Annotated in this window: 23 protein-coding genes and 1 pseudogene; 11 read left to right on the top strand and 13 right to left on the bottom strand. The window is 63.1% G+C overall.

Going from position 1 to position 20,461, the window contains the following annotated elements; translation table 11 throughout:
- The first annotated feature begins 22 nt into the window (after window positions 1-22).
- From C9I47_RS00330 to C9I47_RS00295, 9 genes and pseudogenes are all read left to right on the top strand, one after another.
- Window positions 23-439, top strand: a complete 417-nt coding sequence (locus tag C9I47_RS00330; protein ID WP_111264955.1) for a hypothetical protein — start codon at window positions 23-25, stop codon at window positions 437-439.
- A 73-nt stretch (window positions 440-512) separates the two neighbouring features.
- Window positions 513-911, top strand: a complete 399-nt coding sequence (locus tag C9I47_RS00325; RefSeq protein WP_111264954.1) for a hypothetical protein — start codon at window positions 513-515, stop codon at window positions 909-911.
- Between the two features lie 61 nt (window positions 912-972).
- Window positions 973-1,269 carry a hypothetical protein gene (locus C9I47_RS17350; RefSeq protein WP_145985375.1) on the top strand — a complete coding sequence of 99 codons (297 nt, stop codon included), beginning with the start codon at window positions 973-975 and terminating at the stop codon, window positions 1,267-1,269.
- A 121-nt stretch (window positions 1,270-1,390) separates the two neighbouring features.
- The gene (locus C9I47_RS00320) at window positions 1,391-1,798 is read left to right on the top strand and encodes a hypothetical protein (RefSeq protein ID WP_145985374.1); all 408 of its coding nucleotides are present in this window, start codon (window positions 1,391-1,393) and stop codon (window positions 1,796-1,798) included.
- A gap of 111 nt (window positions 1,799-1,909) precedes the next feature.
- Complete coding sequence (locus C9I47_RS18205) at window positions 1,910-2,158, top strand: DUF4262 domain-containing protein (protein ID WP_111264952.1); 249 nt, start codon at window positions 1,910-1,912, stop codon at window positions 2,156-2,158.
- A 233-nt stretch (window positions 2,159-2,391) separates the two neighbouring features.
- Window positions 2,392-2,865, top strand: a complete 474-nt coding sequence (locus C9I47_RS00310; protein ID WP_111264951.1) for a hypothetical protein — start codon at window positions 2,392-2,394, stop codon at window positions 2,863-2,865.
- A gap of 148 nt (window positions 2,866-3,013) precedes the next feature.
- Window positions 3,014-3,229 (top strand): annotated as a pseudogene (locus C9I47_RS00305) (integrase core domain-containing protein); the annotation flags it as partial.
- A 60-nt stretch (window positions 3,230-3,289) separates the two neighbouring features.
- Complete coding sequence (locus C9I47_RS00300; RefSeq protein ID WP_111264920.1) at window positions 3,290-3,610, top strand: transposase; 321 nt, start codon at window positions 3,290-3,292, stop codon at window positions 3,608-3,610.
- Complete coding sequence (locus C9I47_RS00295) at window positions 3,571-4,452, top strand: IS3 family transposase (protein WP_111264919.1); 882 nt, start codon at window positions 3,571-3,573, stop codon at window positions 4,450-4,452. Before C9I47_RS00300 ends, C9I47_RS00295 begins: the two co-directional genes overlap by 40 nt.
- A gap of 173 nt (window positions 4,453-4,625) precedes the next feature.
- Here the strand turns inward: C9I47_RS00295 and C9I47_RS17345 are convergent, their stop codons facing one another.
- The 7 genes from C9I47_RS17345 to C9I47_RS00265 form a co-directional block, all read right to left on the bottom strand.
- On the bottom strand, window positions 4,626-4,925 hold the full coding sequence (locus C9I47_RS17345) for a hypothetical protein (protein WP_145985373.1): 300 nt from the start codon (window positions 4,923-4,925) through the stop codon (window positions 4,626-4,628).
- Between the two features lie 3 nt (window positions 4,926-4,928).
- Window positions 4,929-5,867 carry a polymorphic toxin type 50 domain-containing protein gene (locus C9I47_RS17675; RefSeq protein ID WP_223250213.1) on the bottom strand — a complete coding sequence of 313 codons (939 nt, stop codon included), beginning with the start codon at window positions 5,865-5,867 and terminating at the stop codon, window positions 4,929-4,931.
- Window positions 5,868-6,013: 146 nt separating this feature from the next.
- The gene (locus C9I47_RS00285) at window positions 6,014-6,370 is read right to left on the bottom strand and encodes a hypothetical protein (RefSeq protein ID WP_145985372.1); all 357 of its coding nucleotides are present in this window, start codon (window positions 6,368-6,370) and stop codon (window positions 6,014-6,016) included.
- A 35-nt stretch (window positions 6,371-6,405) separates the two neighbouring features.
- Window positions 6,406-6,729 (bottom strand): hypothetical protein, encoded by a 324-nt coding sequence (locus C9I47_RS00280; protein ID WP_111264949.1) that lies wholly within the window; start codon window positions 6,727-6,729, stop codon window positions 6,406-6,408.
- A gap of 85 nt (window positions 6,730-6,814) precedes the next feature.
- Window positions 6,815-7,135: a hypothetical protein gene (locus C9I47_RS00275; RefSeq protein WP_145985371.1), complete on the bottom strand. Its 321-nt coding sequence runs from the start codon at window positions 7,133-7,135 to the stop codon at window positions 6,815-6,817.
- 66 nt (window positions 7,136-7,201) lie between these two features.
- Entirely contained in the window at window positions 7,202-7,579 is a 378-nt protein-coding gene (locus C9I47_RS00270; protein ID WP_223250212.1) for a hypothetical protein, read from the bottom strand.
- Between the two features lie 80 nt (window positions 7,580-7,659).
- Window positions 7,660-11,940, bottom strand: coding sequence for an RHS repeat domain-containing protein (locus C9I47_RS00265; protein ID WP_145985370.1), 4,281 nt, complete (start codon window positions 11,938-11,940; stop codon window positions 7,660-7,662).
- 689 nt (window positions 11,941-12,629) lie between these two features.
- On the opposite strand from C9I47_RS00265, the gene C9I47_RS00260 reads away from it, so the two are divergent.
- Window positions 12,630-13,646: a TIGR00266 family protein gene (locus C9I47_RS00260; protein ID WP_111264946.1), complete on the top strand. Its 1,017-nt coding sequence runs from the start codon at window positions 12,630-12,632 to the stop codon at window positions 13,644-13,646.
- Window positions 13,647-13,856: 210 nt separating this feature from the next.
- A complete protein-coding gene (locus tag C9I47_RS00255) occupies window positions 13,857-14,909 on the top strand; it encodes a patatin-like phospholipase family protein (protein WP_111264945.1) in 1,053 nt (350 codons plus the stop codon).
- A gap of 15 nt (window positions 14,910-14,924) precedes the next feature.
- On the opposite strand, the gene C9I47_RS00250 is transcribed toward C9I47_RS00255, so the two are convergent.
- The 6 genes from C9I47_RS00250 to C9I47_RS00225 form a co-directional block, all read right to left on the bottom strand.
- Window positions 14,925-15,485 (bottom strand): hypothetical protein, encoded by a 561-nt coding sequence (locus C9I47_RS00250; protein ID WP_111264944.1) that lies wholly within the window; start codon window positions 15,483-15,485, stop codon window positions 14,925-14,927.
- 14 nt (window positions 15,486-15,499) lie between these two features.
- The gene (locus tag C9I47_RS00245; protein ID WP_190238556.1) at window positions 15,500-16,987 is read right to left on the bottom strand and encodes a peptidoglycan-binding domain-containing protein; all 1,488 of its coding nucleotides are present in this window, start codon (window positions 16,985-16,987) and stop codon (window positions 15,500-15,502) included.
- Window positions 16,988-17,012: 25 nt separating this feature from the next.
- Window positions 17,013-17,657: a lysozyme inhibitor LprI family protein gene (locus C9I47_RS00240; protein WP_190238555.1), complete on the bottom strand. Its 645-nt coding sequence runs from the start codon at window positions 17,655-17,657 to the stop codon at window positions 17,013-17,015.
- A 286-nt stretch (window positions 17,658-17,943) separates the two neighbouring features.
- Entirely contained in the window at window positions 17,944-18,288 is a 345-nt protein-coding gene (locus tag C9I47_RS00235; RefSeq protein ID WP_223250211.1) for a hypothetical protein, read from the bottom strand.
- 113 nt (window positions 18,289-18,401) lie between these two features.
- A complete protein-coding gene (locus C9I47_RS00230; RefSeq protein WP_223250210.1) occupies window positions 18,402-19,658 on the bottom strand; it encodes a S8 family peptidase in 1,257 nt (418 codons plus the stop codon).
- A 39-nt stretch (window positions 19,659-19,697) separates the two neighbouring features.
- The gene (locus C9I47_RS00225) at window positions 19,698-20,261 is read right to left on the bottom strand and encodes a hypothetical protein (RefSeq protein ID WP_111264941.1); all 564 of its coding nucleotides are present in this window, start codon (window positions 20,259-20,261) and stop codon (window positions 19,698-19,700) included.
- Window positions 20,262-20,461: the final 200 nt, after the last annotated feature.

Genomic DNA, 20,461 nt, shown 5'->3' with positions numbered 1-20,461 from the left:
CTCAGTTCAGGCCTTAGGCGTCATGTCCAAGCTCACAGCGATCCACTACAGGCTTTTCGAGGGCGAGGAGCTCGTCGTAGATGCCGCAGAGCGTGACGAGACCCATGACTTTGGCGGGGAGCTTGTGCTGACCTTTCAAGACGGCCAGAAGCTTTTTGTCTCGTGGGTCGGAGAGCCTGTCCAGTACGCTATCGGCACCCAGGGTTCGTCGCACTTCCTGCCGGACGCTCAGCTCACGGACTTTGATGTATCGGCCTCGACCACATGGGCGGGCCTGATTGGACAGGAAGTAGCTCTCCACTTCACGGCGCCAGACAATCAAGTTCTAAGGGTATCGTCAGCGACCGGTCACCTCCTGCTCTGCTCTTTCGAGCGCGGTAGCTGGCGGGCAGACGAGGTCACCGTTTGCAAGCAGGCGCCAGCACCGTATGACGCCTAACAATTCACCCAGGCCGAAGCCGCTTCGCGGCTCGGCTTGAATCAGGCGTCAGGGCGCATACATGCCGGCATGCATGCTTCGCGTTTCAGGCTCAACGGTCAAGGTCCGTCGATTTCTCGCAACTTCGTCGATCCAGCCCAGCCGCGTCTTCTGGAAGGGCGACCCCGGCACTCCAAAGAGCCGCGGCCCGATCAAGATTTCCGGATTCAACATTGAGCTGTCAGGCGCTGATGGCATTGTCGAGCAAGCCGCCCAAGCTTCCCAGTTCATCCGAAGGCACAAGCAAGACTTCCTGCTTATCAGGAGCCTTGGGTTCTCGGCTGCTACCATCGACTTCGGTCTCTATGACCTGGCTACCGAGGATCGCCCATGGCCTTGCTATCGGATCCCGCACCCGCTGGTTCTATTGGCCAGCGAGCTTGGCTGCAGCATTGAGCTATCGTTCTACGGGATGCCGCCGGATGCGTCCTAACAGTTCATTCATGCCGAAGCCCCTTCTCGGTTCGGCTTGATCCAGGTGCCAGGCAAAGCCAATGAAGACTTTTGCAGTTCGCCTCGAAGGGACAGGCATCAATCTGTTGACTCAAGACGGCTCTGAACCCGCGATCGGGTTCTTCACGACGCGCTGGGTCAAAGCGGTGTCAGATGCCAGCGCAAAGGAACTTGCCAAGGCATCCGTTCTTTCGGAATGGACTGACGCAGGGCAGTACGTCGCCGCAAACGAAGGCGAGCCGCCTACCCTGGTCGTTGAAGCGGTCTGGACAATTGGCTTTCTGCGCGCCACATTTGCTCGTAAACCGGATGGCTACACGTTCTACACCTCGCTCTAGCTCAAAGTATTGCTGCCTGACAGTTCACCCAAACCGACGCCGCTTCGCGGCTCGGCTTAAGTTCAGGCGTTAGCCGCCCATGACAACGACTCGCGACCTAGAACTATCCCAACTCTCGAGAGTGACGACCGAGTCTGCGCTGTCGATTGAGGAGCTGGCCTCGCTTCCTGCGTATGTCGGCTATACCTCAAGTCCTGATTGCATCTACGACGGCTCTCTGGTTGAGCTTTCTCATAGGATGCCGCTGCTCGCTGATGGGGGTGAGCTAGTGCTGGAAATCCTTGGCCCATACTGGGATCGTGTTTTCCGTCTCGCGTTCTTTGGAGTCAGCGCGGTAGAGCTGCGCGGGTTTGGCCCGGCCCTCGGCATGGATGTGCGCGAGCTTTCGCTTACCGACCATGCCAACTTCAAGCGTTGCGAGATACTGGGCCTTTCGTTTCCGGTGGTTATTGCCGTCAACTACTCGCACGCAACGGTGACCAGGCGCCTTCTTGAATCCCCCGTCAAATGTTCAGAGCCGGGCACCTAACAGTTCATTCAATCCGAGCCCACGTCGGGGGCGGTGCCTAAGCGCTCGCCTTCAGCCATAGTCCGCTCGGTCGCACCTTGCCGAGGGTCGGCTTAGTTCAGGCATCAGACAATGGATCAAGATTCCACCGCTCAGAACCAAAGAGTCTCGGACAACATCCGGGAGCACGGTTGGCATTGCCTCCACGTCTTTCCTACACGGGAAGGCCAGGACACGTTCATCTACTCAATCGGGTTTGCCGAGTCCTACGAGGCCCCGGAGGTATTGCCATTTTGGCACCAGAGCGCTTCTGGGAGCCACCTGACAACTCGTCCAGGCCAAGGTCGCTTTGCGGCGTCGGTATTGCATAACTCGGGTTAGAGCACTCTCTCGTCAGGCGAAGCCGCCCGGGAACCTGGCCGGATTCGATCGCTTTCGCGCACGACAGTCGACACTGACCCTTGTCCTGGATCTGTCGACCTCCTCCTCGCCGAAGCGGATTTGCTAGTCTGCGATCCAGGACCCGATCCGGCACGACCGCGCGTCACGACGGCCGACACAGGGACAGTACCGGGCCGATGATGGCCCACCACATGGACGAGAAAGGCAGACTTATGACCGACGCACTCCCGGATATCGAACTGGACCTCAGCTTCGACGGCCCCAATGCCGTCATTGTCGGCGGCGCCCACAAGGTCGTCCGACTCGACAAGCTCGTGGCGCTTGCGCCCGGACTGCTGCAGCCCTCGGCCGCAACGCGGCTGGCCGAACTGGCGAACCATCTGCTGCTGGGCGACGACTTCAGCGTGATCACCGCCCCCGGCGACTACGCCACTGCCTTCCGCGCGCGGCTGGCCACCGAAGACCCGTCCCTGCCATGGCGCCCGGGCGTGATCCGGCTCTGCGACTTCGGCGTTCCCGACTTCGACGAGATCAAGGCTCCGGAACTGTCCGACGGCCGACTGGTGTTCTTCGCCCGGGACAGCTTCACCGGCCTGCCCTATCGGATCGAGCTCGACCCGCAGGCCACCGACCTGAAGGCGGCGGAGCTCTACCAACCGCTCGGCCTCACCCCGGTCGAGAGTTAAGCGGAAGAGGATGAGGTTCCGGGGGGAGGGACCATTGAGCGATAGGTAGCGCTTTTCACCGCAACCAACAGGCGCGCCCGTTACGGGGCACTGATGAGAGTGTCCATCTTTGTTGCTTACGGCAGGGCGCGCGTTCCTGGCGGGTCACGATCACGGGCCGGAGTTCACGTCGCGCGCCTTCATCGCCTGGGCACAGCGCCATGGCATCAAGCACCTGCTGATCGAACCCGGCCGGCCCATGCAGAACGGCTACATCGAGAGCTTCAACGGCAAGTTCCGCGACGAATGCCTGAACGAGCATTGGTTCACGTCACTGGCGCAGGCCCGCGAGGCCATCGCGGAGTGGCGCCGCGACTACAACGAAGTCTGGACTGGCCCGCCTTTCACAGACACCTGAAAATGGGGACAACCCCGGAGGTGTTTGATGGTAAGGCAGAAGTTCACCGCAGAGTTCAAGCGCGAGGCGGTGCGGTTGCTGGAGCGCGGCGACAAGCCGGCTACCCAACTGGCGCTGGAGTTGGGCGTACCGCGTAACCGGCTCTACAAATGGCGCGATGCGATTGCCACTGATGGGGATCAGGCGTTCCGTGGCTCTGGCCGGCGTTCGCCACAGCAGCAGGAGCTAGCCCAACTGCGCCGACAGGTCGCTCGGCTAGAGCAGGAAAACACGATCTTAAAAAAAGCGACGGCGTACTTCGCGAGCGCATCCAAGCGCGGTACGCCTGGATCGACGGACAACGGATGACGTTTCCTCTGACAGACCTGTGCCGGGCGCTGAAGGTGTCGCTCAGCGGCTATCACGCCTGGAAGCGGCGTCCACCAAGCACCAGGGCAACGGAAGACGTGAAGCTGGCGGCAGTTATCGCAGCCACGCACCGGGAACTTCGAGAGAGCTATGGAAGCCGTCGTCTGTGGCGTGAGTTGCGTCGGCGTGGCATCGACTGCGGACGCCATCGAATGGATCGCCTTCGTCGAGAGTTCGGCCTGTGGACGCGCCGCCGACGCCGCTTCTTGCGTGCTCGCGCCGCCTATCAGCGCACGCCAGCGGCACCACGGCTATGCTCGTGGCCGTTTGCCGCACCGACGCCGGACCGGCTGTGGGTCGGCGACATCACGCAGTTGCCCACGCGCGAAGGGCCGCTCCACTTCGCGGCCCTGATCGACGCCTGCAGCCGACGCGTTGTTGGCTGGGCGATGGACAACCACCAGCGGCTCGATCTCACCGAGCGCGCCCTCGATATGGCCTTGCAGCAGCGTCGCCCCAAGCCGGGTCTGATCCTTCACCATGACCGCGGTAGCCAGTACACCGGCGCCCGTTACCGGGCCAAAGCGGAGGCAGCGAAAATCCGTCTGAGTATGAGCAGGCCGGGGTTGCCCTACGACAACGCCATGGCCGAGAGTTTCTTCGCCACCCTCAAGCACGAGATTGGTGACGACAGACCCTTTGAAAGCCGCGAAGCCGCACGCATGGCAGTGTTCGAGTATGTCGAACTCTTCTACAACCGCATCCGCATGCACTCGGCACTGGGCTACCAATCACCCGTGCAGGCGGAGAGGAACTATCTATCGGTCAGGCTTGTATCCTGACTACCTGTCTGTGAAAGCCGGGGCAGTCCAGTCAGACCCCACAGTAGTTGCGGACGTGCCCCGCCAGCACGGTTCGCAGCCAGCCATCGAGCACAACAGGTCGACAAGGCAGTAACCTTCAATCCCGGACTTCGTCAGGAATGACTGGTACGGCTATCGGGGGCAGGTCACTTTCAACCTTGTTTTCTAAGAAAAATCCAAAAAACATCAGATGCATTAAGGTGTGATTGCTCAAATTGTACAACCTTGTGTGATATTTCGAAGCTTGCTGGAAAGTCAGCCATTACCTCAGTTTCAACACAGGAGACATCTTCCTCCATAGAATCAGAAGGCGCTGAGTCAACATAGAAAATCAGCTCAAATCTGCTTTCACCTTCTGTTTTACATGACACCGCAACAAGCTCACAAAACACCTCCCCAAGCAATGCCCGATTCACACTCAAAGTTATATCTGATCGCAAATTCTTATTCATAGCTCAATCAGGCCTCGACGGAACGATATGAATGCCGGCCTTGCCGTAATGAATTATTCCGTTCGTTGTCGATATGGCGTTTCCATTCCTGTCAACATAGTATCCAATTTCTCGGCCAAAGTTAACTCGCTCTTTAGAGCCGGGACGCCCAACTTCAATATCACCTACTTTCCGACCTGTTCCAGCATATCTTCCAAGTTCAGCGGGATCCCCCGTAAGGATACTTCTACCAGGGCGATAATTGTTGTCCCCAACTTGATGCTTTCCTTGGTGACCCAATTTAATATTTGGCGAGGGACCATGCATGACCTCCGCAGATTTCCCATGCGTTAGCCTCGCCATCGCAACAGCTATTGCCAGCCGAGTAATGCCTTCCCTTGTAACCTCTGGATTGGCAATAAACTCCCTTACCCCATCCATAATCGCCGCACCTTCTTCGGCGCCGCTACCTGCGGTAGTAGCCGCTCTTTCACCAATTGCCCAGACACGGCGCTGTTCCGGCGTAAGCATCATACTCGTGACTCCGCCGTAACCAAGTTCGCACGAACGACATTCCTGCCTACCGTCTGGATCCTTGAAACCGTAAGGATTATTTGCGGCATACTTGTAACGATTAAACATTCCAATCGGATCACTGTGAGCCGTCACCGGATCCACCGACAAAAACCGTCCGATATCATCGTCGTAGTAGCGCTGCTGCGCGTAGATCAGTCCGGTCGCGGCATCGCCGACGTGTCCGGTATAGGCGGGGGCGTCGTCCAGCGGCTGATTGCTCCTGCCGTAGGGTTCGTACTCGTTGCGCTCGATGACGTTGCGGTTGGCGTCCGTCTCCACCACCGGGCTGCCCAGCGCGTCGGTGTGGACATAGGTCACCGTCTGCGCCTGGGCGGGCAGCCCCAGCGCGATCGTCCACAGCAGGATTGTCAGAAGCCAGTTACGCATCGCTTGTCCTTGTTGCCTGACCGGGCTCGTGACACCTGAGCGGCCATCTTGTTGTCGATCGATTCGATACCGGGACGAGCCGGATACCCCGGCCTCGACGGCCTGCATCCGTTCCCACCCCATCCACTCCATACCGCATCATCGTCTTACTGCGACGAGACATAGTAGTAGCCGCGTTGCTTGGACCATGGCGCAATCTGCGAGCAATCGGTCAGCACCGGGTCCTCGTAGAACACCTGCACCGCCCGCTCGGACATCTTCACCGCCAGGAATGTCGCATACATCGCCTTGCAGCTTTCCGGCGAAGCCTTGTAGCCATCGTCGGCGAGCAAGTTGCATACGCCGTGGACGGGCGACACGCCGTCGATAGCGATGTTCACGCTGCCGCTGGCGTCGAGGGCCAGGTAGGTCAACTCACCCTGGCAATGAAACTTGGTCTCGGCGTTGGCGGCGGGTACCAACCCGACCCACAGACCTACCAACACAACTGCGGATCGAAACATCCTCCCCCCTCCTTCATTCATCGACTCATGCGCCACTAATGTATGGCGACCGCCTGCAAGACCATCACACTGCCCTGGCAACCATCCACATACAGGTCCACCTGGGCCCTGGATTGCTGCGCCGCCACCAGCAACGTCAGCATTTCCTTGAGCAAGGGGTGGTTGAGATTGATCCGGTACTGGGTACCGCCACAGCCTTCCTCGACCGGAGCGGCATCCACCGTGTGCACGAATATCGCCTCGTTACCCCAACCGGTACCGATGCGGGCGACGGTGTGTCCGGTGTTGTTCCGCGCGGCTGCGCATGGGAAGGAAAGCAGGAGCACTGCAAGTGCGCCCAATACCGCTTTGATCGTCATCCAATAGTCCTCAATCGCTTGGAAACACCAAATGTGCGGCGATCCGCATAGCAGACACCGATCGCCATCGGCCGGACACGACGGCCTATTCGTAGTCCTGATACATGTAGGCGACTGTCTGATTGATCGCTGGATCGCAAGCATCCGCCAGTGCCACCCGCACCGGCTGACGCTGGGTCGCCGCATTGAGCAGCATCGCGTACCAGGCCTTGCGCGCACTGTCCTCTTCGGTCAGCTGGAACTGGAAATAGGTGCCGCTCTTGCACGCCCCCTGTATGCGGAAGTTGACCATGCCTGTGGAGGTCACATAGATCCGCGACACATTGCCAGTGAGCGTCTCGGCGCCTGCCGGCGACGCCAGCACGATTCCGATCGCAACCGCAGCCATTTCAATCCACTTACGCATTGTTTTCTCCACTTCGTTCCGTGACACCGCGGTCTCGCAGCCCGCGGCAAGCACACTATCGGCAGGCTATTCGACGAGATAGACGTATCGGCCGACACAGGCGATGTCGTCATCCTCAATGTAGAACTTCACCCTCAGCCCGGTCGACATCGAGGTAGCCAACGCTGCCATGACGGCTTTGTTGTTCTCCTGATCGGCCTTGTTCCAGGTCAGCCCCTTTCCCGCCGGACAGGCCGCATTGCCCGCGTCCAGCGCGAACACCAGCTTACCCGGCATGTAGGTCACTTCGATCGAGGTCACCTTGCCGGTGAAGTTCTGCAGCGCCTGCGCATTGCCACAGAAGCCCAACACCAACAGCGCCAGCAGCGCTGCCCGGACGGTCCGGGCACGTACACCCTCGCAAGGCCGCCGGCCATTCGGCATCCCCCTCATTTGTTCCCGCATCTGTCTTTCTCCACCATCACGATCCTGGCGATTCCGCCGTGGACACGGGCAGCGAGTCCACGGCGGAGCTTCGGGTGTTCTCAGTTCAACAACAACTGGTACAGCATCGGCACGATGCTGACCGCCGGTCGCTGCACGTGCGCTACCGTGGTGACCTCGGTGCAGACCCCCGCATCCGTGCAGGCCAGCACCCGGTAGGTGTAAACCCCTTCCGGGCGGGCCAATGACGCCCAGTCGGTGTCGCTACCCTCGTACACCGTCGTCCAGGTCAGCCCGTCCACGCTCTCCTCGATGACGTAGCGGGTCACGCCCGGCACCGGCGTCCAGGTCACGTAGTCCTTCGTCGACAGCTCGTGGTCCACCGGCCAGTCCGCCTTCGCGACCAGGCTGCCGCCGAGCATGATGTACTCGGTCGCCTTGTCCTTGCGCCGGTTCTTCTGGTAACGCAGTACACCACCCTGGTCGTACATCGAGCCGATCTTGCCGGCCGTGCTGTCGGACTGCACGCGACGGCCATGGCCGTCATAGCGATAGTGCTCACCAGCCGCTTCGCGCAGGCGGTTGCCGTAGTCGAAGTCGAACAGCATCGCGTTCTTCTGCGACAGGTTGCCCTGCGGGTCGTAGCTCAACGCATGCGCGGCCGGGCTGGCCGAGCCGCCACTGCAGACCGCGCCGGTACGCACGAATGCCAACTGGCTCTGGCTGTTGTAGCAGTAGTAGTGATTGCGCGGCGACGCGCCACCGCTCACGCTGACCCGGGTCAGGTTGTCCAATACGTCGTAGGCGTAGGTCGCGGTGCCGAACATCGGCGAGATCGTGCTGGTCAGACGGTCCAGGCCGTCGTAGACCATGTCGCGGTTGCCGCGCTGGTTGCGCCCGGTCGCCCCGTCAGTGATCGCCGCCACATTGCCATTGGCGTCGTAGTCGTAGCTGTCGCTCAGGAACTTGGTGCTGCCATAGGCATCGGTGCTGGTGTCGGGCAGGCCGCGCGCATTCTGGCTCAACGTGTGGACGATGCCATTGCCATAGGTGAACTGCTTGAGCGCCCCGTTCGGATAGTAGCTCGCACCGGTGGCGTAGACGCCCGCCCGGCCCGGTTGGCCCAAGGCATTGGGCTCGTAGGCGACCTCCTGTCCCGTGGGATAGCGATGACCGGACAGATGCCCATTGGGGTTGTAGGTATAGCCCATCGTCCGGGCCTCACCGTCGGCCTGCGACTGGCTCTCCCCAATCAACAGCCCACGCCGGAAATAGGTATAGCTGTTGTAGACGGCCACGCCATCGTTCTGGGTCGTGACCTGCCGGACCTGACCGTTCGGCCAATAACTCCACTGCTGGTTGCCGTTGCCGTCCGGAAACGTCAGGGTCTTCAGCCGGTTGCGCGCGTCATAACTGCGGTCCACGCGCCGGGCTGCCACCTGCGAGGCGCTCAGGCAACCGGTACCGGTGCTGTTGTAACCGGCCGCGGACCAGGCCAGGTTGCCGGCCGCGTCGTAGCCCATATAGGTATCGCCGGTCTCCGGTTCGTTGACCCGGCACAGCTCCTGGCTGCCGTTGTAGACGTAGTTGCGGTCGACCGCCACGGTGCCGCCGGACGGATCGTTGCTGTTGCTGCGGCGGATCTGGATCGGCTTGCCGAAGATGTCGCGACTGATATGGGTGACCGCGCCTTCCGGGTGCCGGATGGCGGTCGGAGTCTCGTAGTTGGGCTGGTCGAAGGCCTGATACCAGGTACGGGTGATCTGTCCACGCGGATTGGTGACCTTGGTGTAGTAGCCATCCACGTTGTTCAGATACTCGGTCCGCGTGACCAGCTGATCCAGAGTTCCGTTCTGATCCAGATCCAGCTCCGAATCCTGCCTCACATAAGTCGGCCGGCCCAGCGCGTCGTAGGTCGAATGAACCCCCTTGGCCGGGCTGCTGGACGTGCTCGGGTAGGAGGCGAACGTGACCCGTCCCTCATGATCGTAGGCAAAGCGGGTGAAACGTTCGGTCGCGGAAAGATTGCCGCTGTCGTACTCGCGCACGAGCAACGGACGCCACAGCGCATCGAAGTAGGTCTTCTTGCGCCCGTTGCCTGTCGCCACATCCTGCCGCCAGTGGCCTGCCGGAATGCCGTACTCGCTCGTGGCAATCGGGGCGAAGCTCTGGGTGGTGATGTTCCAGGGCGCGGCACTGCAGGTATTGGCTGAGGACTCCGACGGGTAAGTGACCCGGGTCAGACGTCCCATGCTGTCGTACTGATAGCAGGTCCTGCTGTCATTCTCGTCAGTGACCCATGCAATCGTGCCGTCGTCGTTCACCTGCGCCGACTGCTTGGCCCCATCGGCATAGGTGATGCTCTGCGGAATGCCACGCTTCCAGCTGGTGAGCAGGGTCTTGTTGCCCCGCCCGTCGGTTACGGAGGAAACGTTTCCTGCCGATGTGCCGGTCGTGTGATAGCTGAAGACCTGCTGGGGCTTGTCGAAGCGGAAGGTCTTCCACGGCAGCGCCTTCCAGCCATATACCGTCTCGGACACCACCGAGTCGGCGCCGCCGTCGCAATCGGATTCCGCCGGCGTCGCCGCGGCACAGGTCACCTTCTTGGGCTGTCCCAGCACCCAGAGCGGCAGATCGTCGTAGTACTCGGAAGACTCCGTTCGCGAGAATCCAACGGAACTTGATCGAACGACCCGGGTCGGGCGAGCCAGCTGATCGAAGGCGGTAGCCTGCCAACTGAAGGACGTACCATCCTGCGTGGTTACCGTCTTGTACAAGGGAATGACATCATCCTCCAGGGGATTGATACCCACGTGATAGGCATACGTGCCCGCCTTCTGCACATATGACGGAATGGTGTGTCCGACGTCATAGAAGTACTGGGTGGTGGACAGTATCTGGGCAGGGCTTCCGCCCACTTCCAGCTTCAACAACTTGCCTTCATCCTTGGCATAGTCGTTACTGAACGTATAACGCGTGAACTCGCCTGCCGAGTCGGTGACCGAAACGGTCTTGATCGTGTCGCCCGTATTCTCTCCCTGCCAGCTGGCGTCGCTGCCGGCATCACTTCTTTCAATCACCCAGGAACGCAGCGGAACACCCGGCCCCCAGACCTCCTTCTTGTCGAGAGCGACCGTCACGAAGTACTTGCCGGGACTCCTGGCCTTGTCATGGCGCCAGTAGCTGTCCCAGTCGCACTTTGGAAACACGTTGGCGCGCCCATGCGGCGTGGTCTTGAAATGGAAGCGCGCCTGCGCTCCGGAGGGATGCGTCATGTCGTACTGAAAGCTGTTCCCGGCAAGCGTCCAGGTGATTCCCTCACACGGATTGCTTCCCAGGTTCTGGTAAGTCGGATACGCCGATGTCGGCGAAAGTTGCCAGTACGTGCCGTCAGGAAGAGTGACCGTGGTGAGGAACGATCTTTCGTTGTAGCCGTAGGTCCAGGTACGGCCGTTTGCGACGACCCGCTCCACCTTGTAGCCGTCGGCGTCGGCCGGCCGCGTTACGCCACTGGGCTCGATCCACTTGTAGTGAATATCGATGCGTCGCCCGTCACTGGCCACAATGGAGTTCAGCCGCGAGTCGTTCGCGTCATCCATTTCCCAGTTGTAGTTGACCCAGTTTCCAAAGCGGTCCTCGACTCTCGACGGGTAGAGAAAGACCTTCCGCCTGTGGAGCAGCTGCTCCCCCTGGTAATCAGACCCGCCACCCACAATCCTAACGAACTTCGACAGAATCATCGGCATCGCCTCTCTTTCATAGGCGATGTCGAAGTAGTATTTGGTTCCATCCGGAGACAGCGCAATGAAGCCCTGCCCCGAGCCTCGCTTCAACGCCTTGCATGCAAGGCGCCAATGATCGGCGGTTGTCCAGATGTAGTTGCTTCCATCCTGGGGGCTTTGCAGGTCAGGGTTCGAATCAAGGAGCAACTTCCCCCCGGAACCCGGCACATGCAGTCGAATGCCCTCCCAGTGCTCCGTGACCCAGTACCTGGCGCTGGTTCCCACCCAGACCATCGGAAAGTCCTGCGATGAGCATATGTTGTTGGCCCAGTGCTGCCCCCCCTCAGGCCAGTCCCAGTCGTAGGTTCCGGAGATATGCGGGATATCGATCTCCCAGTTGCCAAAGAGCCCGAGACTCTGTGGGCCGCGCCCCCCTACGTGGTGAACCCGTCCAACGGATACGGACAGGCCGCTGTTCCCGGGAATGCTCACATCGGCGATCGCGAAAGAGGCGCTGCCTGAGTAGTGGTCAATCTGATCCCCGAAGATGCCCTCTCCCAGAGAGCTAACCTCGGACTTCCGCACTCTCTCGACTGCCATGTCCGCCTCGTAACCACCGTTCTGGGCGTACACAGAGAACGAGGCGAAGAAGATCAGCATGGAACTCGTGACAACTCTTGCAAGGCTCAACACACGCATCGACCGACCTTTATCTGAAGTTTATGTCCAAGCTATGCGTGTGACCCTGAGGTTGCGCCCCCATAGCACAGCACTACCGAGATTCACCCTGCACATGCAGCAGCGACAACCGCACGACATGAATGGAGAAGCCGGAGGGCTCTCCGATCAATGCACATGGGTGTTATACGCAGAATGGCTCTTGCCCCGAGAAGCTGGATATACCGCTTCTTCTATGAACACTGAATTTTCATAGAAAGTTCGAACTTGATCAAGTCTGCTTTCCCGTGGCAGACGGCATGATCTTCTGTCATGGGATCAGAGGCTCCGCAATCATGCCGGGGCAGATGAGAGCTCCGCCAGACTTGCCGCCAAGATCCGCAAATAGCATCCTCTGTTTCCAGTGTTTCGCCACTTTTTGGAGATTCCTGGATGGGCCCGACTCGCCTACCTTGAGGTCGATACCTCCGTCGGCGCCCACCCGCAGTACCCGGCATTTCTGGATGGATCGGGCACCTGCCGTACTTGATCGACAGGATCGTGCGTCCACACGCGCGACAAGCCCGGCGCGACCGATACTGGCCCAACGATGACCTCCGGCCGATGTCCATTTCCGCGCGCCCGCTACACTCTGGCGCTTCGATGTGACACACCAACCAAAGGATTGCCCGATGAGCCAGTGGTATTTCGTTCCTCCCGGCGGCGAGCGCGTGGGTCCGCTCGATACCGATGCCGCGAAGGCCTATGTCCGCCAGAATCCCGCCGCGCAGTGCTGGCGCGAGGGCCTGTCCGGCTGGCAGGCGGCGCGTTCGCTGCCGGAGTTCGCCGATGCGAGCGGCGCGTTGCCCGCGCACATGCCGCCGCCGGCGCCGTCGTCCAAGGGCCGCAGCGACGACATCGACTACCGGATCGTCGGCACCGACATGCAGTTCGTCGAGATCGAGCTCGACCCGGGCGAGACCGCGGTCGCCGAGGCCGGCGCGCTGATGTACAAGGCCGCGACGGTGCAGATGGACACGGTGTTCGGCGACGGCTCGCACAGCGGTCAGGGCGGTGGCGTGTTCGACAAGCTGCTGGCGGCCGGCAAGCGCGTGGTCACCGGCGAGAGCCTGTTCACCACCACCTTCACCCACACCGGCCACGGCAAGGCCCACGTCGCCTTCGCCGCGCCGTATCCGGGCACGGTGCTGGCGATGAAGCTCGACGAGCACGGCGGCCGGCTGATCTGCCAGAAGGACAGCTTCCTGGCCGGCGCGCGCGGGGTCTCGATCGGCATCCACCTGCAGCGGCGGATCCTGACCGGCCTGTTCGGCGGCGAAGGCTTCATCATGCAGAAGCTGGAGGGCGACGGCTGGGTGTTCGTGCATGCCGGCGGCACCATCGTCGAGCGCGAACTCGCCGCCGGCGAGCACCTCGACGTCGACACCGGCTGCGTGGTCGCCTATCACCACAGCGTGCAGATGGACATCACCAAGGTCGGCGGCATCAAGAGCATGCTGTTCGGCGGCGAGGGCGTGTTCCTCGCGCGGCTGAAAGGACCCGGCAAGGTCTGGCTGCAATCGCTGCCGTTCTCGCGGATGGCCGGTCGCATGCTGGCGGCGGCGCCGCAGGCCGGCGGCCAGAACCGCGGCGAGGGCTCGGTGCTCGGCGGCTTCGGCCGCTTGCTGGACGGCGACAACAACTTCTAGGGCGCCCCGGGCGAGGCCCTCCGCGTCAACGGCCTCGCCCCCCTCACCCCAACTCTCTCCCCCGATCCCGATTGGGGGAGAGGGCGCCTTGCCCGGCGCGATGCGAGCGCCCCGCCGGTGCGCAGCCCGGCGCCCCGTTTGGCCGCCAGTCGATTTTGTCGCCACCGGCCCGGCTATGCTGCGGCGTCACTGCCTGTCGATGGCCCCCGCATGCGATCCCACATCCCCCGTCCGCTTCGTCGAACCGCGCTGCTGGCCGCCGCGACCGTCCTGTTGGCCGCCTGCGGCGGCAATCCGACCCGGCCGGATGCGTCCACGCCGGCGCCGGTTCCGCCACCGCCTGAGCTGAAGGTCGGCCTGGCGCTGGGCGGTGGCGCGGCCAAGGGCTTCGCCCACATCGGCGTGATCAAGATGCTGGAGGCCAACGGCATCCGCGTCGACACCATCGCCGGCACCAGTGCCGGCAGCGTGGTCGGAGCCCTGTACGCCAGCGGCATGGATCCGTTCGAGATGCAGCGCAAGGCGGTCGCGCTGGACGAGTCCAGCATCCGCGACGTGCGTCTGTTCTCCGGCGGCCTGGTCCAGGGCCAGGCGCTGCAGGACTACGTCAACGGCCAGGTCGACGCCACCCCGATCGACCGGCTCGCGCGCCCGTTCGCGGCGGTCTCGACCCAGCTGGAGACCGGCAAGCGCACGGTGTTCGTGCGCGGCAACACCGGCCAGGCGGTGCGCGCATCCAGCAGCATTCCCGGTGTGTTCGAGCCGGTCACGATCGCCGGCAAGCACTATGTCGACGGCGGCGTGGTCAGCCCGGTGCCGGTCGATGCCGCGCGCGAACTCGGCGCCGACTTCGTGATCGCAGTGGACATCTCCAACAAGGCCCGCGGCACCGCGCCCAGCGACATGCTCGGCATCGTCAACCAGTCGATCGCGATCATGGGCCAGCGCGCCGGCGCCGAGGAGCTGGCGCGCGCCGACGTGGTGATCCGGCCCGAGGTCGGCGACATCGGTCCGGCCGATTTCGAGCAGCGCAGCGCGGCGATCCTGGCCGGCGAGCGCGCGGCGCTGGCGGCACTGCCGGCGATCCGCGCCAAGCTGGCCGAGGCCTCGGTCGCCCGCGCCAGCGAACACCGCAGCCGTCACCAGCGCGAACAGCGCGAGGCCGCCCGCCTGGCCTGCCTGCAACAGGAGCCGGGGCGCATCGCCCGCCTGCTCGGCCGCGAACCCGACTGCGAAGCCGCCGCGGCCTCGACGAGCAATTGAGGTCGCGCACCCGGATCAGCGCGCCGCCGCCTCCTGCGCGCTGCGCGGCAGGACCGGTCGATACCGCCCGCGCTCACCCCGCGCCGGGCTCTTGCTGTCGACGTTGACGCACAGCCGCTCCTCGCACAGCACCGCATCGGAGTTGTAGAAGGCCCGAACGACGGGTACCGCATTCTCGTAGCGCTCGAGTTCATCGCGGGCCTGTGTCAACTCGCGCTGGTAGTAGCCCAGCACAGCCCATCCGGCCAGCGCGGCCACCAGCAGGGTCGCTCCAGCAACGGCGAACCACGACCAGACCATCCTGCCGGCGCCCTTCAACTGCCCGGAGACTGCCGAAACGGCATGACCGTACTCGGCGGCGACCGGCCTGAGCGCCTCGCGCGCCTCTTCGGTGATCCGCGCCTGGGCGCCGTCGACGATGCCGTTGACGCGCTGCTGCAAACGACCGACCTCGTCCTGCAGCCCCTGCAACCGCTGATCGAACACGGCTTGCATCCGCGCCTCACGCTGCTCGATCTTGGCGACCAGCGCAGATAGAAGCTGGAAGACGTCCCGGGTCGGGGCTACGCTGGACATGGGGCCTCCGTGGCTCAGTGATGGACCAGGTTTTGCGATTGAGCTTCGTTCTGACGGGCCGCATCCTGTTGCTGGCGCTCCTGCTCGGCCAGGGTCTCGTGTCCCTGTCGAACCATGGCCGCCATCTCCGGCGAACGCTCGATCTCGGCGCAGATCCGCGATACGGCGGCGTCATCGTCGGCCAGTAGCGCCGCCGCCAGCCGTTGCATCCGTGGGTCATCGAACACCGGTTCCGGACCGCAGGGCTGCAGCTGCCGACCTTCCGGCTGCGATAGGCCCGCCCGCAATGCCTGCACGGCCGCGCCCGCGTCGCTCCTCCCCGACAGGCTCGAATCCACAGCGGGGATGCCTTGCAAGGCCCGGTCGAAGGCCTGCTGCGGATCGAGCTCGTTCACCCGATCCTGTATCGCTTCGACGATCCCGGGTGTGAGCCTGCCGTCGACTTCGATTCCACGGTCGGACTGGAACGCCTCGATCGCATGGCGGGTGGCCGGCCCGAAGTCGCCATCCGCCACCAGTGCGCGGCCCCGGCCATCGGTGAACCCAAGGGTGTTCAGATTCTCCTGCAGCTGCAAGGTCACCTGCTCGGAGTAGCTGAGGTGCCGCGAACGCAGTCCAACCGCGTGCAGGGACTGCTGGATGTCCAGATCGCCCGCCTCCGTCGCCGGATCGTAGTCCTCGGCGCTGACCTTGGCATGCGCTCGGTCCATTGCCGCCTGCTTCAAAGGGTCGGAGTATTCGGCCTGATAGCGGCGAGCGATCGCCGCCGCCTTCAGTCCGTCGTAGTAGCTGATGTTCGAATCCAGCCTCTCTCCGACGGCCATCACGGCATCGTAGTCGCCGCCATCCTTCAACGCCGTCTCGAATCGATCCAGCCGTGCCGGCATCTGGTTCGCCGTCTTGGCGATCATCGATATCACTTCGAACTTCCTGTCCTCGGGAATGTTCTGCCCGAAGTCCTCGACCATGGTGGTCGCGGCAGTGCTGATGTTCCGTACCTGGGCGATATCGATGTTCCGATGTATCCAGTTCTTGCCTTCATCCGAACCGGCCCATGCGTTGATGCTGTCTCTGGTCGCGGTATCGATGAAGCTGACTTCTTCCCTTCTCGTGCCGTTTGGCCTCAGTCCACCATCTCCATGACTGAGTAGATCGGATCGAAGCCGGGGCAGGTCGTCGGTGAATTGCAGTCCGTTCCGCTCGGCATAGCCGGACGCCTGCTCGATGATGGCATCGACATAACTGATCTCACCTTCTTCCAGCGCACGGTCCCCGGTCTCCCCCAATGGCCACGTCCCACGCTGGCCAAGATCCACCTGGATGGCGCCGATGGTGTATCCGCTGTTGGAAGCAACCGCGTCCACCACGCCCCAAGTGCGGTTGGTAACGCCGGCAATCGACAAGCGGTACGAAGCCGCACCCCCCTCGGTACCTCTTCCCACCACGAAGTAGACCGCGCCCACCACCGAATCAGCATCGTTCAGATCGACCCCTTGGTTCATCGCGGCTCCCTCCATGGCGACATTGCTACAGCTCTACGGTGTCGAGGTACTTCTCCAACAGGTTGGCTCGTTCGCAGATCCTGAACAGCCTGTTCTCGTGCTTTTGTGCGTTTTCGACTATCTCGTTGCCGTAGATATGGCTCTCCAACTCCATATCGCTGGATGCGAGCTTGATCCAAGCGCTTTGAGATTGCCTGAGATCGTCCTTTCCGTCCTCGCCCAGTGCCTCCATGAGCTCTCCATACAGTCGGTTCAAGCGCGCATCCTGGCGCTCGATCTCGCTGGAAACACAGCTCGCACTTTCCACGGCACGATAGTTCGTCCGCTTCAGGCACGAAAAGTACGATTCACTAAGCCCTTTGGGCGACCGGCTACGGAACCGACGTTCTTCGTCATAGGCGGTTTCAGCCACGCCTCCGGCACTGTGCGAAGGATCATCGCGCCGATGGCCACGATCACGTTCCAGCTCATTCGTGACCACCTCCGGTGAAGGCCCATCGTCGGAAGCTGCCTGCGCCGTCGGCTTGCAGGCCACAACCGCGATCAGAAGCACCAGGACAGCGGTAGTGAGTCGCCGCGCCGCTGCGTCCGTCTCGCGCTCTGCCATCCTTGAACCCCCGCTTACCGTATCGAATCCAATTGCAGGCTCTTTAGGCGTCTTCAGATCCATGGCGACTCTGGCCACATCGAGTCCAGAGCAGGATGCCTTGGCATCAATCGTCATGGCAACGCGAGATTTGGTCTCGTCGGCACCCCAGGGCCGTGTGACGTTGAGTCTTTCGATCGCCCCACGTCCGCTCGACAAAGCCGGCCACCATTCGACTGGATGCGGTCTCCCGCCCGCATGCCAGCGTGGCTAGCGATATGGCAATTGCAGACGCGTGGGTGCAAGGGTGGCTTCCCGCTGTACGGACCGCGCACCCTCTACGCACCTTTGCGGGCACAAGGTGGCGGACTCACCCCTCCGGCGCGTCCCCCGCGCTCGCCGCCGAGCAATGACTGTCGAAGGCCTCGGCGCTGTCCTCGAAGCCTTCGCTGGCGGCCAGTTCCCACGGCCGCACGCATTCGTTGCGGCTTTCGCACCACTGGTAGCCGGCCGAGCCGATGCAGCCGTGGGCATCGCGGTCGCCACCGACCATCGGCGGCGACTCCGACTCTGCCTGCGCCTGCTCTTGCGGCTGTGCGCCGTCCTGGCCGCTCTGCGGGGCCGCGCAGGCGGCGAGGATCGCCAGCGGCACGGCCGCCAGGACGCCGACGATGGCGCGCAGCGCGCGCGGGCGGTTGTGGATCCGGAGCCTCATCTGTCCTCCTGACCTGCCGGATCGGCAGGGATCGATCGACGGTGCCGGCACGCTGCCGACACCGCCGATCCTACCCCGGCGCGCGTCAACGCAACCGGGGCCCGCGCGACCGGTCAGTGATTGCCGGCGCCGGTCTTCTTGCCCTTGCAGGGATTGACGGCGAGGTAGTCCATCGCCGCCTGCGCCTGCACCAGGCCCCAGCCGCTGTAGTAGTCGTAGCCGGGCGCCTCCAGGTCGTAGGCGGACTCCCGCAACGCGTTGCGGATCTGGTGGTTGCTGCACTCCTTGTGGTTGCTCCACACCAGCGCGGCGACGCCGGACACGTGCGGGGTCGCCATCGAGGTGCCCGAGGCCGTGCCGTAGGCGCCGTTGAGCACGGTCGACAACACGTCGACGCCGGGGCCGGCGATCTCGACCTGGCTGGTGTACTGCGAGAAGTACGCCTTTTCCAGATTGTTGTCGTAAGCGGCGACCGACATCACCGCGTCGTAGGACGCCGGATAGGAGAAGGTCGCGTAGTCGCCCTTGGGCTCCAGTCCGCCGATCGAACCGCCGTTGCCGGACGCGGCGACCAGCAGCACGCCCTTCTTGTTGAGGCGTTCGGCGACGCGCTCCTCCAGCCGGCTGGAGTAGTCGCCGCCCAGGCTCATGCTGATCACGTTGGAGCCGGCCGCCGCGCAGTCCTCCATCGCGCCGGCCAGATCGGAGGCGTAGACGAAGCCGCCGCCGGAATCGAACAGACGCACGATGTGCAGGTCGAGGTCGCCGCCGGGCACCACGCCGATCACGCCCTGGCCGTTGTCGCCCAGCGCCGCGATGGTGCCGGCGACATGGGTGCCGTGGTAGTGGAGGCCGCCGCCGTCGCTGTTGTCCCAGGGGCCGGCGCCCTCGTCCTCGCCGTCGACCCGGGTGGTCTGCAGGTCGGGATGGCCGAGGTCGTAGCCGGTGTCGATGATGCAGACCTTGCGGCCGCCGCCGTAGGGCACGCCGAGCGAGTCGACCGCCTGGATGCCCCAGGGCACGGTCTCGCCGTCGACGACGACATCCTCGATCGGGGTCGGGATCGCCATCGTGCGGCGGGCGACGTCGATGCCGTAGCCGGTCACCTGCGGCAGCTGGGCGCGCAGCGCGACCAGGTCGGGCAGGTTGGCCATGTCGACATTGACCGCCAGGGTCGCGCCGTTGGCATCCTCGAAGCTGCGCACGACATCGACGCCGTGCGACTGCAGGACCGCGGTCACCGCGGCGGCGTCGCTGCCCGGCGCCAGGTTGACCAGGTAGCGCTGGGTGTCGGCCGCCGATGCCGGCGCGGCGATCATCGCCAGGCCCGCACCGAGCGCGGTGGCGAGCAGGGTGTTCTTCATGTTCATGTGGATTCCTCGTGTATGCGTGGTCCGTCGCGATCGTGCTCAGCCTTCGGCCGGCGCCTCGCAGGCATGCGTCTTGATGTTTCCGCTCATCGTTCCGTGGTTGAAGTAGCCGTCGTACGGCCCGCCCACGAACGAGATGTCGTTCACCAGGACCACGTTGGGATCCACACCCCCGACATCGTTCTCCCGCGTCGACAGGAAGCAGGCGCGGAACACGCCCTCGCCCGGTGCCGCCGGGTTGGTCGACACATAGGTGCCGACCGCGGCCGGCCAGCCCTCGCAGATGCATTCGGACTCGTCCGGGTCCAGCGAGCCGGAATCGCCCATGCCGCAGACGCCGGCCTTGGCGATCGTCGCGGTCGCCGCCACGCCGCCCACCGCCTCGAAGTCGATCGCGGTACGGTCGGCGTACTTGACCCGTCCCTTGGCGTTCTCGTTGCCGCCGCAGGTATCGGCATTGATGGTGATCACCGCCTTGCCGGTGCCCCCCGCCGAGTTGAGCGTGCCGCCCCCGGTGTACTTGGCGTTTCCGTCAACGGTGCAGGCGGACGTTCCAAGGACCAGGGCCGCGCACAGGCCCAGCAGTCGGTATTGCTGTCTCATCTGTTGATCTCCCGAATCGTTGAGAATCGGGGTCCCCCTGTTTGACGCAACCCGACCTGGCCATGCCCGCCCTGGCGACGCCACCCCCTCGTCGGCGCCACAAAGCACATCCAGCGCCTACTTGCAGGCAACCCGATGTGACGACCGATGTCAATCTCGTTTGTCTCTTTGCGCGCAGACGTGTCGCGAAACGTGTCGCA

It is taken from the genome of Marilutibacter maris (assembly GCF_003233695.1).
In the GTDB taxonomy this organism is placed as follows: domain Bacteria; phylum Pseudomonadota; class Gammaproteobacteria; order Xanthomonadales; family Xanthomonadaceae; genus Marilutibacter; species Marilutibacter maris.
Note: the sequence above shows the minus strand (reverse complement) of the source record. Positions and strands in the feature narration are given on the sequence as shown.

What these genes read in the sequence shown, in the direction of transcription:
- C9I47_RS00330 (WP_111264955.1), top strand. Translation starts at nt 23, where the DNA reads ATGTCCAAGCTCACAGCGATCCACTACAGGCTTTTCGAGGGCGAGGAG.
- C9I47_RS00325 (WP_111264954.1), top strand. Translation starts at nt 513, where the DNA reads ATGCTTCGCGTTTCAGGCTCAACGGTCAAGGTCCGTCGATTTCTCGCA.
- C9I47_RS17350 (WP_145985375.1), top strand. Translation starts at nt 973, where the DNA reads ATGAAGACTTTTGCAGTTCGCCTCGAAGGGACAGGCATCAATCTGTTG.
- C9I47_RS18205 (WP_111264952.1), top strand. Translation starts at nt 1,910, where the DNA reads ATGGATCAAGATTCCACCGCTCAGAACCAAAGAGTCTCGGACAACATC.
- C9I47_RS00310 (WP_111264951.1), top strand. Translation starts at nt 2,392, where the DNA reads ATGACCGACGCACTCCCGGATATCGAACTGGACCTCAGCTTCGACGGC.
- C9I47_RS00300 (WP_111264920.1), top strand. Translation starts at nt 3,290, where the DNA reads ATGGTAAGGCAGAAGTTCACCGCAGAGTTCAAGCGCGAGGCGGTGCGG.
- C9I47_RS17345 (WP_145985373.1), bottom strand. Translation starts at nt 4,925, where the DNA reads ATGAATAAGAATTTGCGATCAGATATAACTTTGAGTGTGAATCGGGCA.
- C9I47_RS17675 (WP_223250213.1), bottom strand. Translation starts at nt 5,867, where the DNA reads ATGCGTAACTGGCTTCTGACAATCCTGCTGTGGACGATCGCGCTGGGG.
- C9I47_RS00285 (WP_145985372.1), bottom strand. Translation starts at nt 6,370, where the DNA reads ATGTTTCGATCCGCAGTTGTGTTGGTAGGTCTGTGGGTCGGGTTGGTA.
- C9I47_RS00280 (WP_111264949.1), bottom strand. Translation starts at nt 6,729, where the DNA reads ATGACGATCAAAGCGGTATTGGGCGCACTTGCAGTGCTCCTGCTTTCC.
- C9I47_RS00275 (WP_145985371.1), bottom strand. Translation starts at nt 7,135, where the DNA reads ATGCGTAAGTGGATTGAAATGGCTGCGGTTGCGATCGGAATCGTGCTG.
- C9I47_RS00270 (WP_223250212.1), bottom strand. Translation starts at nt 7,579, where the DNA reads ATGCGGGAACAAATGAGGGGGATGCCGAATGGCCGGCGGCCTTGCGAG.
- C9I47_RS00265 (WP_145985370.1), bottom strand. Translation starts at nt 11,940, where the DNA reads ATGCTGATCTTCTTCGCCTCGTTCTCTGTGTACGCCCAGAACGGTGGT.
- C9I47_RS00260 (WP_111264946.1), top strand. Translation starts at nt 12,630, where the DNA reads ATGAGCCAGTGGTATTTCGTTCCTCCCGGCGGCGAGCGCGTGGGTCCG.
- C9I47_RS00255 (WP_111264945.1), top strand. Translation starts at nt 13,857, where the DNA reads ATGCGATCCCACATCCCCCGTCCGCTTCGTCGAACCGCGCTGCTGGCC.
- C9I47_RS00250 (WP_111264944.1), bottom strand. Translation starts at nt 15,485, where the DNA reads ATGTCCAGCGTAGCCCCGACCCGGGACGTCTTCCAGCTTCTATCTGCG.
- C9I47_RS00245 (WP_190238556.1), bottom strand. Translation starts at nt 16,987, where the DNA reads ATGAACCAAGGGGTCGATCTGAACGATGCTGATTCGGTGGTGGGCGCG.
- C9I47_RS00240 (WP_190238555.1), bottom strand. Translation starts at nt 17,657, where the DNA reads ATGGATCTGAAGACGCCTAAAGAGCCTGCAATTGGATTCGATACGGTA.
- C9I47_RS00235 (WP_223250211.1), bottom strand. Translation starts at nt 18,288, where the DNA reads ATGAGGCTCCGGATCCACAACCGCCCGCGCGCGCTGCGCGCCATCGTC.
- C9I47_RS00230 (WP_223250210.1), bottom strand. Translation starts at nt 19,658, where the DNA reads ATGAACATGAAGAACACCCTGCTCGCCACCGCGCTCGGTGCGGGCCTG.
- C9I47_RS00225 (WP_111264941.1), bottom strand. Translation starts at nt 20,261, where the DNA reads ATGAGACAGCAATACCGACTGCTGGGCCTGTGCGCGGCCCTGGTCCTT.